The sequence below is a fragment of the Paenibacillus sp. RUD330 genome (assembly GCF_002243345.2).
Lineage (GTDB): Bacteria > Bacillota > Bacilli > Paenibacillales > Paenibacillaceae > Paenibacillus_O.
Window position 1 is genome coordinate 3,900,051 of the sequence record NZ_CP022655.2, and the last position, 13,162, is coordinate 3,913,212.

18 protein-coding genes are annotated in these 13,162 nt (G+C 61.9%); all 18 read right to left on the bottom strand.

Annotated features, from left to right (window positions below; translation table 11 throughout):
• Positions 1-6: 6 nt before the first annotated feature.
• Positions 7-639 carry a hypothetical protein gene (locus tag CIC07_RS17745; RefSeq protein WP_076354210.1) on the bottom strand — a complete coding sequence of 211 codons (633 nt, stop codon included), beginning with the start codon at positions 637-639 and terminating at the stop codon, positions 7-9.
• Positions 636-1,676, bottom strand: coding sequence for a baseplate J/gp47 family protein (locus CIC07_RS17750; protein WP_240923484.1), 1,041 nt, complete (start codon positions 1,674-1,676; stop codon positions 636-638). Before CIC07_RS17750 ends, CIC07_RS17745 begins: the two co-directional genes overlap by 4 nt.
• 124 nt (positions 1,677-1,800) lie before the next feature.
• Positions 1,801-2,151 carry a contractile injection system sheath initiator gene (locus tag CIC07_RS17755; RefSeq protein ID WP_076354206.1) on the bottom strand — a complete coding sequence of 117 codons (351 nt, stop codon included), beginning with the start codon at positions 2,149-2,151 and terminating at the stop codon, positions 1,801-1,803.
• Positions 2,148-2,525 (bottom strand): Gp138 family membrane-puncturing spike protein, encoded by a 378-nt coding sequence (locus CIC07_RS17760; protein ID WP_076354204.1) that lies wholly within the window; start codon positions 2,523-2,525, stop codon positions 2,148-2,150. The genes CIC07_RS17755 and CIC07_RS17760 overlap by 4 nt, the downstream gene beginning before the upstream one ends.
• Positions 2,522-3,310: a phage protein gene (locus CIC07_RS17765; protein WP_076354202.1), complete on the bottom strand. Its 789-nt coding sequence runs from the start codon at positions 3,308-3,310 to the stop codon at positions 2,522-2,524. The genes CIC07_RS17760 and CIC07_RS17765 overlap by 4 nt, the downstream gene beginning before the upstream one ends.
• The gene (locus CIC07_RS17770; protein WP_076354200.1) at positions 3,303-3,629 is read right to left on the bottom strand and encodes a phage baseplate plug family protein; all 327 of its coding nucleotides are present in this window, start codon (positions 3,627-3,629) and stop codon (positions 3,303-3,305) included. The genes CIC07_RS17765 and CIC07_RS17770 overlap by 8 nt, the downstream gene beginning before the upstream one ends.
• 9 nt (positions 3,630-3,638) lie before the next feature.
• The gene (locus CIC07_RS17775; protein WP_076354198.1) at positions 3,639-4,175 is read right to left on the bottom strand and encodes a phage baseplate protein; all 537 of its coding nucleotides are present in this window, start codon (positions 4,173-4,175) and stop codon (positions 3,639-3,641) included.
• Positions 4,168-6,375 carry a phage tail tape measure protein gene (locus tag CIC07_RS17780; protein ID WP_076354196.1) on the bottom strand — a complete coding sequence of 736 codons (2,208 nt, stop codon included), beginning with the start codon at positions 6,373-6,375 and terminating at the stop codon, positions 4,168-4,170. The genes CIC07_RS17775 and CIC07_RS17780 overlap by 8 nt, the downstream gene beginning before the upstream one ends.
• A gap of 225 nt (positions 6,376-6,600) precedes the next feature.
• Complete coding sequence (locus tag CIC07_RS17785; protein WP_076354194.1) at positions 6,601-6,879, bottom strand: hypothetical protein; 279 nt, start codon at positions 6,877-6,879, stop codon at positions 6,601-6,603.
• A gap of 14 nt (positions 6,880-6,893) precedes the next feature.
• Positions 6,894-7,292 carry a phage structural protein gene (locus CIC07_RS17790; RefSeq protein ID WP_076354192.1) on the bottom strand — a complete coding sequence of 133 codons (399 nt, stop codon included), beginning with the start codon at positions 7,290-7,292 and terminating at the stop codon, positions 6,894-6,896.
• Positions 7,293-7,310: 18 nt separating this feature from the next.
• Complete coding sequence (locus CIC07_RS17795; protein ID WP_076354190.1) at positions 7,311-8,336, bottom strand: DUF3383 family protein; 1,026 nt, start codon at positions 8,334-8,336, stop codon at positions 7,311-7,313.
• A 5-nt stretch (positions 8,337-8,341) separates the two neighbouring features.
• A complete protein-coding gene (locus tag CIC07_RS17800) occupies positions 8,342-8,821 on the bottom strand; it encodes a phage neck terminator protein (protein ID WP_076354188.1) in 480 nt (159 codons plus the stop codon).
• On the bottom strand, positions 8,805-9,155 hold the full coding sequence (locus CIC07_RS17805; protein WP_076354186.1) for a hypothetical protein: 351 nt from the start codon (positions 9,153-9,155) through the stop codon (positions 8,805-8,807). Before CIC07_RS17805 ends, CIC07_RS17800 begins: the two co-directional genes overlap by 17 nt.
• Before the next feature lie 6 nt (positions 9,156-9,161).
• On the bottom strand, positions 9,162-9,623 hold the full coding sequence (locus CIC07_RS17810; protein ID WP_076354184.1) for a hypothetical protein: 462 nt from the start codon (positions 9,621-9,623) through the stop codon (positions 9,162-9,164).
• Positions 9,624-9,633: 10 nt separating this feature from the next.
• Entirely contained in the window at positions 9,634-10,161 is a 528-nt protein-coding gene (locus CIC07_RS17815) for a head-tail connector protein (RefSeq protein ID WP_076354182.1), read from the bottom strand.
• A gap of 39 nt (positions 10,162-10,200) precedes the next feature.
• A complete protein-coding gene (locus CIC07_RS17820) occupies positions 10,201-11,397 on the bottom strand; it encodes a phage major capsid protein (protein WP_083687886.1) in 1,197 nt (398 codons plus the stop codon).
• A gap of 4 nt (positions 11,398-11,401) precedes the next feature.
• Entirely contained in the window at positions 11,402-12,004 is a 603-nt protein-coding gene (locus CIC07_RS17825; RefSeq protein WP_076354180.1) for an HK97 family phage prohead protease, read from the bottom strand.
• Positions 11,934-13,091: a phage portal protein gene (locus CIC07_RS17830; protein ID WP_076354178.1), complete on the bottom strand. Its 1,158-nt coding sequence runs from the start codon at positions 13,089-13,091 to the stop codon at positions 11,934-11,936. Before CIC07_RS17830 ends, CIC07_RS17825 begins: the two co-directional genes overlap by 71 nt.
• Positions 13,092-13,162 lie beyond the last annotated feature (71 nt).

The window sequence follows — 13,162 nt, forward strand, 5'->3', positions numbered from 1 at the left end:
CTCCTCCTAGATAGGTAAGTCGGTGCTGTTGCTCGGGGCATATACGGCACCGAGCGTGCCACCGGCGGCGCCGGATAGGTCAGCGAATCCTTGCGGAGACGATGTCACGTCATCGCCGGCGAATGAAAATGTCCCGCTTAACTCTATGGCTCCTACTCGAACGCCGGCTGCGACGGCGCGCTGTACGATCCGCGCGAATTGCATCAGATCCATGCCGGCTGCGTTGAGTTGTTTCATGGGTAGCTTGATGAGCGAGATCGTCGCCGGCTCCGGTGCTGCCGATGCCCACATCTCTTCGATTTGGATATCCGACGGCGGACACGACAAGGCGACCGACAGTACCCGGATGATTGTATTGATGTCTCCGGTCGACCGGTTGCGGGCGATCTTGGATTTGATGAGGATGCGGTAGACCTCATCGGTGGCGACCCCGCGTGGTTGGCCGACGTTGACGCCGATCCGGTCGAGCGTCGGCCCCCTGGCCGTCTCGATGTCGCGCCACTCGCGGATCTGGTTTTGCGTCGCCTCCAGCTCGGCCAGCTGCGCGGAGACGATCCCCAGCAGCCGGCCGAGCGTTGACTCGGCGCGCTTGTCAAAGTAGTCCGGCAGCCGGCGCAACAAGTCTTTGACCGAGATCATGGACGCGTCACCTCGATCCATTGGTACGAGGTCTGCGCGACCTCTTGCGCCGCCAGCGTCAGATTGCTGCCGGTCCAGCTCGCCCCATTGTTGCGCGAGAGCTGGACTTGCACGTCCGTCACGCCGGCGATGGAGAGCACCGAGCCGATCAGCTGCGACACTTTGACACTCTCGCCCATGTTGAGCCCGGTGAATAGTTGGCCGTCGCTGTCTTCGCCGCCGATGTACCGGATAGCCGCGCTGATGATGTCGCCATCTCCACCGGCCGGATACCGGTTGTTGACGGCGAGCGTCAGCCGGATTCGGATCGGCACCTCGGTCGCCCGGCTAAAGCGCATTGTGTGCGCAAAGCCGCCTTCGTCCAGCACCTGCACGGATACGGAGCCGTAAGGCTCGATACCGGCCGCCTTTTTGCCCAGCAACGTTTGCCCGATGTCCGCGTCGGCGCCGCCCAGGACGTACGCCTCGATGGATTTGGCCGGCCGGCCGGCAACCGGCTGCATCGTGTAGTTCTCGGCGACGATCGCCGCGCGGACGCCCGGCGTGTCCAGCAGCCCCGCCCGCAAGCTGTCCAGCGTGCTGGCGCCGCCGCTGGCGACCGACAAGTCCCAGCGCTGCCGAAGCTCAAAGTCGGTCTCGCGCTCGCGGCCCCCGCTGGCTGCCGCTGGGTTGGTCACGGCCGTGATGTCCGGATCTGGATTGGCCGGGATGGTGATCGTTCCGGCGCCCGTGTTGCCCGCCAGGCCGGCGCTGACAGCGCGCGCAGAGGCGAGGACATGGCCGCCGGCCGGAATCGTCACCTCGTCCGTCGTCTCAAAGTAGACGCCCGTTTCCGTGGCCGCTCGCCAGCCCGCGGGGACGATTTTGAGCGGCGTACCGGTGACCCGCAGCTGTACGGCCGCATAGTCTGCCCCTCGGCGCTCGATGCCCACGTATGGGCCGAGTCGGTCCAGGCTGACGCCCTCGGCCGTGTCCTTGTAGCCGCTGTTATAGACGTCCTCGGCGTTGCTCCACAGGTAGGCCAAGAACCACGCCACCACGCGCAGAAGAATGCCCAGGACGGAGCGCTCGGAGGTGTTGACGTCATCTCCATATGCCTCTTTGGCCTTGACCTCCATGTCCGTGATGAGATCCGCAAAGCGCTGCCGCTTAAAGCCGGCACTATCCAGCATCGATGCTCACCTCCGATGCGACCGATCCGTCGCGGCCGCTCGCCATAAAGGCCACGGCCACCGTCCGCGCGCGCCGGTAGCGTGTGATCATCACGGCGTCGACCGTCTCGATCCTCGGCTCCTGCAGCAGCGCCGCCGTCACCGCGTCGCGGATCTCATCATCAGTCGCCTTGCCCTGCACAGCCGCGAAATCAAGCCCTTGCGCGGGATTCAGCCACCACTCCCCCTGATTCGTCCCTAGCAGGATGCTGCAGCTCTGCGCAACCTCTTCGCGGCCGCTGACCGTCTCCAAGTCATCGCCAAGCAGCAGGTCACCGGCGGCTAGTCGCAAGTCCCTCATAAAAACACCCCCATGACGACGCCATCCATCAGGCTGTGCCGGCGCCCGCTGTCCGGTGCCGCCGCACGCCCCTGGAAGGCGTTTTTAATTTCCCGATCTGCAAACAGTACCATGACCGTGTCGCCGGCCATCAGGACCGTCCGGTACTCGACCGGCTGGCCGCCGGAGCTGAGGCGCTGAGACAACACCCGTGCGGTCACCGGCGCCGGCTCCTTGCCATCCTTGATGAGCGGCTGTACGGTGGCCGTCATCTTGGCCGTATCAAAGGAGACCACCTTGCACGGCAGCGCGACGCGCACCGCCGCCGCTGCCTGGTCACCGTACCGACGGATAAGCTGCGCGATGGCTGCTGCCGGGTCCGCTCGCTGGGTCATTGGATCGCCTCCATCTCCGTGATAAAATCGCCAGTCCGGGAAAAGCTGTGCTGTCCGCTGCGGACGTACAGGCGGCCCGTAAACGACTCGGATTTGAGATCGATGACCGAGGCCGTCGTGATACGATGCTGTAGCTGGCTGCGCACCGTGTAGCCGCTGATTGCTCCATCCTGCATCGGCTCCGGCGAGCCAATTAGGCCAGTCGCCTGCGACAGCGCGAACAGCTTGTCGGCGCCGCGCCTCAGGCTCCGGATGTAGAGCCGGCCCTTGTTGACGAATAGTGATGTGCCGCAGTCCTTGGCCACATCCTCCATCTTGTCGACGATCTCGCCATCGGCGGTGTAGCCATCCATGTACCGATAATCCTGCACGAGATCCAGTTGCGCGATCGGCAGACCAAGCATGCCGGCCAGATCCCGGAGAATGTAGCTGCCGAGTGTGCCCTTGGCGTAGGCCTTGCTCGTGATCTTGCGAACGGACAGGTCCGGGCCGTCCAGGACGTGGATCGTCGTCACCTTGTCCGCCCCGCTCCGGACCGTAACCACCTTGCTGATGTAGCCGTGGAGGATGGTGCCGACGTCCCCCGTGTAGCCGGCTTTGAGCAGCAACACCGCGCCGCGCTTGATCTTGCTGGCTGTACTGCTGGAGAGGTTCCAGACCTTGATCTCGGCCTCGTTTGGGACGGCGTCGTTATCAAAAGGAACGTTGCCTTCGATGTTGAAGTCGGCGCTCCGCAGCGTCATGCCGGCCGTCATGACCTCAATGACGCGCCCGAAGTTACTCATCGCCATCTGCCCCCTCGTACAGATACAAAAACACGCTCTCCCCCAGGTTGTCCCAGGTGATGCGTGTCTCCTTTTCCGCCAGGTCGTACGGTACGATGGCAACGTCCGGGAAGCGCTCGTCCCAGATTGCCCGCCACAGCGGTACGCCGTAAACGAGCTTTTGCCCGGTCGCGAGTAACTCGTCGCCACGGTAGAGATCGACCGTGAAAAAATCAAAGTCTGGGTTGTATTGGATCTCCATCCTGTACAGCTCGCCTGTCAGCTCAATCTCAAACTGGTACGGGATCTGGGCTTTGTCGATCTCGATGTACTCGTCCATGCTACCTCCTTAATCCGGCGTCGCCCACTTGCTGCCGGGTTTAAACGTCACGACCTGCGGGGGCTTTTTGGTGGCCTTGGCCTTTGTTTTGTCCTTGGTTTTGTCCTTGACTTGGCCGCTCTTGGTCTTGGTCTGCTTAGTGCCGGCGCTGTTGATGATCTTGGCCTGCACCTTAACTGGCGCGGGCAGCTCTCCTTGATAGGCGCCCGCCTTGGCGATCAGCACCTCGCGGAGCTCAAGCGAATAGGTAAACCCGTCCGCGACGGAATAGTTCCGATCGGACGAAAACGAGGCGATTAGCCCCCTGAACGCGACGCGGCCGGTATATTGGACCAGCTTGCCACCCTCATATGCCTGCATCAGATACTTGTGGATTTCCGCCGCCTGCGGGCCGACGACGCGGCCGGAGACGGACAGAGAGCGCGGCCCGCGCTGCACATGGTCCGTCAGGCTGACGCCCTGTTCGACCGGTTGCTCCGTAATTTCGGCCGAGAACCCTGACGACTCCGTTTCCGCCTGAATGTAATAACCATCAAGCTTAGCCATAGGACATCTCTCCATCCAGGTAAAGCCGGCGAATCGCGCTCTCCACGGCCTCTTGAACCAAACGCTTGACTCGCTCGTCCTCCGGCGCCGTTGCTGCAGTCGCTCCTGCAGCAGAACCGCCCATGTCAAGCTTGATGTAAAGCTCGGATCGGCTCTCCGCTCTGGCCGCCGGAAGCTGCCGCGCTGTTTGCGCTACTTCCGGCGTCTGAACAGCTGCACCAGCGACGTCGATCGACGCTCCCGCGACCATCTGCTCAGTCTCCGCAATTCCCTCGGCCAGTCCTTGCCCGGTAAAGAAGCCGACCTCCATCATGACGCGGGATGGGGAGTGGATATCGAGCATACCCTTGATGCCGCCGACGATGCCGCCCGCGATATCCTTGACTTTGTTGATGACAGCATCCTTCATATTAGCAATCCCGTTGACGAGACCCTGGATGATGTTCTTGCCGATCTCCAATAGGTCGATCCCCTTTAAAAAGCCTGTAATGGTATCCCAGATGGACTTGACCTTGTCCCATATGGCCGTCGCCTTGGACACGACCGCGCTCCGGATCGCCTCCCAGTTGTCAATGATGAAGCCGACGATCAGCCCCATCGGCCCCATCAGCAAGCCGATCGCATACGGCCAGTACGTGGCGAAAAAACTGCCGATTGCTGCAAAGATGCTCTTGATCCCGTCCCACAGCCATTGAAAGCCAGCCTTGATGCCGTCCCAGATGGCCACCATGGCCGCCTTGGCCGTGTCCCAGTTGCGAACCAGGAGCACGATGCCGGCAATCAGCGCCGCGATGCCGATTACAATCCAGGTCAGCGGGTTGGCGAGCAGCGCCCCGTTGAGGCCCCACGTCGTGAGCGTCGCCGCCATCGTGCCGGCGCGGTAGGCCAACATGAGCTTGTTGACCACGCCGATGATCTGCATTGCGACAAAATAGGTTTTGACCACAAGCAGCGCAGCGCCGAACGCCATCACGGCATCGGTGATGGTCGACCAGTTTCCAGCAACGTAGTCATAGACCGCCTTGGCGCCGTCCGCAATGGCCGTAAAGGCTTGGCCGACGCCTTCGGCGAGCGTGCCAGCCAGCGCCTCAATCTGAGGTTGATTGGCTGTCACCCAGTCTGAAAACTGCTTGATGTACGGCAGCAGTTTTTGCCCGAACGGGATGAGCAGATTGGTCTCGAGCTGCCGGCCCAGCATGGACAGCGCCTCTCCTGGCGAACTGATCTTTGCCGCGTTGAGCTCGTCCATCTTGCCAAGCGTCTGGTCAAACGTCTGCTTGGCCCCGCCCATCGCCGCGATAGTCGACGCCTCCAGGTCCTCGAACTGCGAGCCCATGAGCGCCACGCCGATCGTGTTGCGCGCGACCGGGTCCTCGATGTCTGCGATCATGGACATGACGTCGCCAAAGGCCTGCTTGGCTGCCGGGCCGCCGGATGCAAAGGTCTGCATCATCTTGTCCGCATTGAGGCCGAGCATCTGGAACGCCTCGGAAGAAGTTTTGCTGCCGTCCTTGCTCCGGATGTTGAACTCCTTGACCGCGTCTCCGACCTTGTCGAGGTTAAAGGCACCGTTTGCGGAGCCGGCCGCCAGCGTGTCGAACATTTCCTCTGCCGAAAAGCCGAGGCTCTGAAACTGGTTACTGTACTCGTTGGCCGTGTCCATCAGGTCACCGGACTTGTCGAGACCTGTCTGCGCGCCCTGCGCGAGCAAATTAAACGCCTCGTCAGACGTGATACCGAATTGTCGCATCATCGTATCGACCGAACGGACGGATTCGCCGACCTCGAAGCCAAACGCATCGCGCATGAGGAGCGCGTCCTTGGTCGTCTGCTGCAGCGCGCCGCCGGTCTGCCCGGTTACCTGCTGGACGGACGCGATTGCGCCGCCCAGATCGTCCCAGGACTCGCCAAAGTTTTGCTCATAGAGCTCTTTGGCGATGCCTCGTGTCTCCTCCATCTGAGCCGCAGACGCGCCGGTGGCCATCTGCAGCCCGCTCATGGCGCTCTCGTACTGGCCGGCCGCCGAGATGGCAGCCGCGCCGAAGCCAGCCACGGCCGCAACTGCTATGCCCGCAGCCACACCGGCAGCCGTAAAGCTTGAACTGAGGGACTGGACCTGCTCGTCCGCCTTGTCAATGCCCTTGGAATTGATTTTGAACCCAATCGCGTACATGAGGTTGCTTACGATGCCACCTGCCACTCCCACACCCCCTTAACCGCCAAAAAGACGCCCCGAGAGGCGCCTGTCATTTGGCTTTGCTATTCTTGCGCTGCTGCTTGATGTGGATGTCCAAGGCCGCATTGGCCTCGGCTAGATCCTCGTCATCCATCAGCAACAGGTCTGCGTAGGTAATTCCCATGTCGGAGAGCAACAAACGCCACTGGTTCCAGCGCTCGCGAGCTCTCCGGCTGGCCTCCGCCGGCGTCAGTCGTTTCCCGCTTCATCCTCGATGCCGGTCACGAACTTATACGCCTCTTGCACGACCTCGACGAGCTCGCGATAGGAGTCGAAATCGTCGACCTTGCGCTTAGGATCCACGACGACGTGCGCGAGCATCTCATCAGCCAGCTTTTCGTCGGACATGACACCGTACTTGTTTTTGACGCGGTCCGTGATTTTGGTCACCGCGCGCACACCCGGATGCTGCAGTGTGTACGCCTGGCCGGACTTGGTCGTGATGGTCTTTTGCTTAAAATTGGACATGTCAATCTCTCCTTTTAGGTCATCTGCATATCAAGGCATTGGATTTCAAACTCGCGCTCTCCCGACTCGCTGCCATACTCGCGGTCGGCGGGTTTTTTGACGTAGGCCTGCGACGCGCTGGCCGTTTCCTTGGGCGTACCGTTGTAGGCCACGCTGACCGGAAACAGCTTGCCGCTGTTGGCCAGTCCATCCAGGTAGGCGACGGATGGACTGGTCGCCTGCAGCGTGAGCGTAATCGTGCTCAGGCTGTTGTTGACTCGGCTACGCACGACGTCCCCTTGGGCGCCGACGGTCGTCGTCCAGTTTTCCTCGTCTTTGGCCACGCTGACCAGATCCTCGGCGAAGCCTGTCAGGTAGACGCCGGCCGCGATGACCGACACATCCTTGGCATCATAGGTTGTTCCTTCTGGCATGATTATCCCTCCTTAAAGTTACTCGAACGTGATGACGCCGGTGATGACAGCGGAGTGGATCGCGCCGGCAAGCACAAAGCTAAAGCGGCCGTCCGGATAGCTGCGCGCCGCGATGTTGGCCGGATCGACCGCGCTACGCGGCGGGAACGTCGTCGTAAACAGCGGTTGCCCATCCTCGTCCTTCGCAATCATGTTTTGGTTGTAGGCTCGCTGCAATACCGTCCGCACCGCGCTCTCGATCTGGGCAATGCCCGTGTTGTCATAGGCGATTTTTCTGTTTTGCGCCTGAGCCTGGTTGAACAGATCCTGCACCGCGTACTCGATGGACGCGACCAGGTAGTCCTTCGAGTGGACGAGGTCGATGTACTCCCCGCTCGCCGCGCTCCCGCCGCTAGTCACGGCCATGCCGGCCATCGTGACATAGGCGTTGACGCCGGCCGTGTGCGCGGCGTTAAGCTGCGTCTGCGTCATGTCGTCGGGCGCGATGCCGGTCAGCGTCCATCGCTTCCAGGTTACGCTGCCGGGCGGGAGCGACGCGACCGCACCGACCCATGCCGCATCCGGATACTTGGCCACCTCGGCCGGCAGCGAGTGGTAGATCACCGCGGTGCGGTCGTAGGCCTTGGCCTTGATCTGCGCCGCGTCCGTCAGGCTGCTTGTACGGGCGATGTACTGCCGCGTGCCGTCGGCTTCGATAACGTCGGCTGCCGCGATGATGTCGGCGACGGCCGTTGCCGTGGAGATCAGGAAGTGCCAGTCCTGCAGCAGCATCTCGCCCAGGTGCTCCGCAATGGTCTGCGACGCCGTCACACGCCGGGCGATGGCGATCTCGGCCGGGCGATTACGCTGCGCAAACAGCGCCCCCGCCGCCTTGTACTCCTCGGTGTTGGCTGGATAATCAGCTGCCACCGCTGCCAGATCCGCATAATTTTTATAGCCCGTGCCGGTCGTGCCAGAGCCGATGATGAGAGGCTTGCCGTAGCCCCCCAGGCTCGGCGTCGGCCGCTGCACGGAGATGACGACTTTTACATCAGATAGTGCCAATGCGATCACTCCTCGTGTGGTTTTGCTTGCTCGATCCAGTACAGCTCGGTCGTTATGCGATCGGTCGCCCGCAGCTCCGCGTCAAAACCGTAGCGCCGTTCCCACTCCTCGCCGATGTTTATGTCTCGGTTTTGGACGTCCTCGACGCGGACGACGACCACGTCCAGCGCCTTAAGCGCGTCGCGGCCGGCCGTCTTGAGCCAGTCCCGCGCCTGCAGCGCCTGCGTCAGGGCCACGCTGCGCGGGTCCGCGTACGACATGAGGGATACGGTGATGAGCGCCGGCTCCTCCGCGATGCGCTGGCTGGCCGTTTGCCGGATGACCGGCTGGCCGGCTGCTGACTCGGAGCCGAAGCCGTCGAAGTCGTACGTCATGAACGCTCCCGTCGGGACGGGGCCGCCGCTATTGAGATCAATGACTGGCACCGCAAGCGCAGCCTTGAGGCCGCGGGCGATGGCCGAGCGGATCTCAAGATAGGGGAGCATGGGCCACCACCTTACGTAAAACGTACTGGCTTACGTCGCTGTACTCGCGCTCGGTCGCCTCTACCACTCGGTAGCGCGTGCCGGCGTGCTCGATCCGCTCGTCGATCGCGTGTGCGTGGGTCGTGTACAGCATGCGGTCGCTTTCCAGGTACGTACCGCCTTCCCTGGCCTGCAGCCTCGCGGCCAGAGGCTGCACCATGCCGCTCAGCTGCAGGGGGGCTTGCGTGGCCGACTGCCATTCGCCGTCATCGTCGTAAGCGCCGCCGCTAGGCTGTACTCGCGTATACGGCTGTAGGTGCTGGCTCAGCACTCCTGCAAAGTAAAACGCCCTCAATGGGCATCACCTCTTCTTCTTGATGACGTAGGTCAACGATTCCCGTAGGTCCTTGTCGCGCTGTAGCAACTTCCGGCCGCCGCCCCGCTCTGCCTTGTACCTCGCGCTGAGTGGAGGCTGCTTGATCCGTTCAAAGTTCTTGATCGTCCGATCGAGTCCCGTTCGCCCGGCTTCCTCCAGCAACACTCCCGCCCGTTTGCGCCCAAAGGCGATCTCCGTCACGCCGGCGCGAACGATCTTGCCGACCGGAATCCTTGACTTCATTCGCCCGCTGCGGATGAACGATCGTGCCGGAATCCCCATCTTGGCAGATCCATACTCGTGGACGGCCGCAATCATCGCCAGCTCCGCATCGCCTTGCATGCCGACGTGGACTTCCTTCTTCGTCAGCCCCCAGAGCCGAAGCCGCAGCTTGTTGATGTCGTCGGTTCCGCTCATGCTCACTTTCACTCGACTTGATCGCGCCATAGTTCCTCCTTCACGTGAAGCGTCGATAGCCGTCCAGCAAGCTCCGCACGGCGCTGGACATCTTGCCGCCCTCATAGGTCACGGATAGATCCCCCACCCGCTCGGACACGACGCCAGGCTGCCGGAGCAAGCTTTGCACCTGAAGGATGCAGGCGAGCTCGATGTTCTCCGGCAGGTCCGCGCCTTCATCTCCCGGCAGGATGTAGCCGCCTCGGTAGGCGATCCTGACGTTGAAGACGCCCGCCGGCCAGCCATCCTCCTTGAGCAAACGGCCAACTTCAGGCATCAGGACTTCAAAATCCGCCAGCGCGGCTCCACCGGCTTCGATGGACGCGATGGACCGGACCGGATAGCGGCTCAGGTTGAGGAAGGGCCCTTGCGGTCCGTCCACCCGCTCCACGACGTCCTTCGCCTCCAGCTGCCGATTCAAATACGCCTCGATTTCGGCGGATGCCGCTTTGATGAGGAGGATGAGTACGTCATCGGGCTGGGCGGCGAGGGCCGACATGCTCTTCAGCCTCTCCAGTGTGGTCAGCATGTCTCACCCCGCAAAAAAAGAGGGCTCACGCCCTCCGAATTAAGGTACCGTAATTTGACCGTTGACGACGGCCGTCGCGTCGATGGTCTTCATATCGTCGCGGTAGATGGCGCGCGCCTCCGTGCTGTTGTTTCTCCAGGCGTTGCCGCCCTCCTGGGTCGTGTCGATGCGGTAGCCGGCGCGCTCGAAAATCGCGATGTAGTCGGCGTAGGAGCCGATGTACGCCGGCGCTTTCTTCGTCGTCGTGCCGGTTGTCGGCAGGATGGCGTTGGAGACGACGCGGACCGGCTTGCCGAGCAGGAGCTTGTTCGTCGGCTGGGTCGGGTCCGGCTGCAGCAGCGGCCGGCCCTGGCCGTCCGTCCAGTTGTCCAGCACGTTGAAGCCGTCCTGATTCGTGATGACGGACGAAGACTGCGCGATCGCCGGGTCAAGCGAGATGTTCATGATCTTCTTCAGATCAGGGAGACCCGCGACCGCGACCGGATTCGCAATCGCTGCGAGCATGGTCAGAATCTCGTCATTGCGCGTGCCGACGACGCCGCGCGCCACCCATTCGGCGATATACGCCATGATTTCCGCGTCGTCCCCGTCCTGGAGCAGGTCATTTGGAATCTGCATGAAACCGGCCTTGTCCGTGATGGCGTAGGAGATTTGCGCGAATTTCGGACTCTGCAGCTCCGGCATGGGTTGCAGCTCGCCGACTTTGACGAACTTCGTGTAGTTCGCGCCCGTCTCGATGTTCCGCGTACCCGAGAGCGACTTGACCGGGATGACGCGGCACAGCTCTTCCAGCTTCGGCAGATCCCGCTTCAGGCGGATGATTTCCGTATCGATATCCTTCGGAACGAGGAAGCCACCGTCCGCGCCCGTGAGCGCAGAGAGCGAGCGCGCCTCCTTGAGGATGCGGTAGTCGTCGCGCCCCGCGGCTCTCCTCAGATTGGCGAGAAAAGCCGCGCGGTACTCGTCCGATTTGACCAGCTCGTTCACGCGATGCAGGTTCCGGGCTTCGGCCGGCGTGGCAACCGGGTCGACGGGGCTTGCCGGCGGCTTCGGCTCCGGGTCTTCCAGGCGGTCGAGCTCTTCGAGTGTCTCGATCTCCTCTTTGACCGTTCGGATCTCCGCCGTCAGGCTGCGAAGCTCCTCCAGCTTGTCTTCCCCGGCCAGCTTCTCCGCTTGCGTCCGCTTTTCATGCAGTTGTTGTTTCCGTTCGTTGATCTTCTTGAGCAATTTCCCCATTGTCTCATACCTCCATAAGATGAATGTCGCAGAGCAGCTTCCGCATCTCTGCCTGTCGTGCTTGCTTCGTCATGAGGCCTGCCGCTTCCATCACGCTGCGCGCCTCCACCTCGCTGTCCGTGTAGGCCGGGAAGCCGGTCGGCGAGATTTCGAACAGGTCCACGTCGAGCAGCGTCCGAAGGTGGACGCCTTCGTCCGGCAGATAGATCCATTCCGCGTCCTGGACATAGAAGCCGAACGAGACGCCGTCCACATCGCCGCGCCGGACGGCGTCATACGCAAAACGGCCCCATTCGTTGTCCGGAAGGTCGATTTCCATGCGCAAACCGACGTCATCTTCCTCCAAGCGAAGGGTGCCGCTCTTGGTTGATCCGAGTACCAGGTCGAAATTGTGGTTCCACAGCGCCTTCACGGTGGTCTCAGCGAGCGACCGGGCAAAGGCGCCGGGGGCAATGAGCTCGTAGAATTCGCCGAAGAGCAGCGCCGAGCGCTCGTTGAACTTCGCGGCGTAGCCGGTCAGCATCAAGGACTTGGCATCATCCGGCGCCGCTCTCGTCTCCAGCCCCGTCACTTTCAGGAATCGGGTTTCCTTTTTGATTGTCTTCACCCCCCTTCACGCCGGCTTTGGCGTTCTGGTAGGTGTCCATGTTCGCCAGGTTCGCAAAGTTGAGGCTCATGAAGTGCTTGTCGCCGTCCGGGCCGATGCCGTCATCGTCTTCCATCGCGCGAACCTCGTTGATGGAGTAGACGCCGGCTTCGATCATCGTTTTGTAGTAGGCGGCGCGCGTCTGCATGTCGCCGCGCAGCTCGCTCGTCATGTTGGCCTTCACGTAGAACCGCTCCTGCTCCGGAAGCGTGAAGAGCTTGTCGTCGAGCTCCTGTTCCCAGTTGGTCACGAGGGGCTGAAGCGTGTTCTTCACGTATTCGAGCGACTGGTTCTCCATGTTGCTATACTTCAGGTCGGAGATGCCGAGCTTGTACCCCGGCACCTTGTAGATTTTCGCGATTTCCGCGATGCCGAACTTGGCCGAATCGATGAATTCCGCGTCCTTCAGCGGCATGCCGAGGGGCGTATACTTCATCGTTTTGTCCATGACGGCGACCCTCGCCGCGTTGTCGAGGCCGGCCGTGGCCTTCTCGAACTCCTCCCGGATGACATCTTTCGTGTCCTTGGTGAGCGGAACATCGCTCTGAACCTCCAAAATGCCACCAACCTGGGTCCCTTTGCTGTAAAACCGGCCCAAAAACCGCTTCTGCGCCTGCTGGATGCCGAGTTCCTCGCGAATGACCTCGATCGGCGTGATGCCGACGAGTCCGTTGCCAATGCTCTTGAAATGAACGACCTCGTCGGGCACCAGCTTGCGGATCTGCCCATTCGGCAGCCGGGTCAGGTAGTAGACCGCGCCGTCGACGTCCATATAGACCTGAGTGAGCGCCGGATCAAGCGGCCATAGGGCTTTGGGATAGCCGTTTCCGTCAAATTCGATGTTGGAATAGGCATTTCCCCACACGGCCATGTTCACCATCATGGTTTCTTTCCAGGTGTAGGCCGTCATATAGGGGTTCGCTTTCTTGCCGAGCAAGCGGGCGACCGGGTGCTTCGTGTCCCGCTTGATGCTGGACCCGCTCCGGCGGTACACCTGGAAGGGGAACTTGCCGATGTCCCCGCCGAGCACGGAAGCGACCGTGTACACGTTGCTGTTCAGGATCGCCCGGTTCGTCGGGACGAAGGGCGCGCCGGTCTTGCCCGAGCTGGACCGATAAG

Coding starts and splice junctions, on each gene's coding strand:
- CIC07_RS17745 (WP_076354210.1), bottom strand. CDS start 639: ATGATCTCGGTCAAAGACTTGTTGCGCCGGCTGCCGGACTACTTTGAC.
- CIC07_RS17755 (WP_076354206.1), bottom strand. CDS start 2,151: ATGAGGGACTTGCGACTAGCCGCCGGTGACCTGCTGCTTGGCGATGAC.
- CIC07_RS17760 (WP_076354204.1), bottom strand. CDS start 2,525: ATGACCCAGCGAGCGGACCCGGCAGCAGCCATCGCGCAGCTTATCCGT.
- CIC07_RS17765 (WP_076354202.1), bottom strand. CDS start 3,310: ATGAGTAACTTCGGGCGCGTCATTGAGGTCATGACGGCCGGCATGACG.
- CIC07_RS17770 (WP_076354200.1), bottom strand. CDS start 3,629: ATGGACGAGTACATCGAGATCGACAAAGCCCAGATCCCGTACCAGTTT.
- CIC07_RS17775 (WP_076354198.1), bottom strand. CDS start 4,175: ATGGCTAAGCTTGATGGTTATTACATTCAGGCGGAAACGGAGTCGTCA.
- CIC07_RS17785 (WP_076354194.1), bottom strand. CDS start 6,879: ATGTCCAATTTTAAGCAAAAGACCATCACGACCAAGTCCGGCCAGGCG.
- CIC07_RS17790 (WP_076354192.1), bottom strand. CDS start 7,292: ATGCCAGAAGGAACAACCTATGATGCCAAGGATGTGTCGGTCATCGCG.
- CIC07_RS17800 (WP_076354188.1), bottom strand. CDS start 8,821: ATGCTCCCCTATCTTGAGATCCGCTCGGCCATCGCCCGCGGCCTCAAG.
- CIC07_RS17810 (WP_076354184.1), bottom strand. CDS start 9,623: ATGGCGCGATCAAGTCGAGTGAAAGTGAGCATGAGCGGAACCGACGAC.
- CIC07_RS17815 (WP_076354182.1), bottom strand. CDS start 10,161: ATGCTGACCACACTGGAGAGGCTGAAGAGCATGTCGGCCCTCGCCGCC.
- CIC07_RS17820 (WP_083687886.1), bottom strand. CDS start 11,397: ATGGGGAAATTGCTCAAGAAGATCAACGAACGGAAACAACAACTGCAT.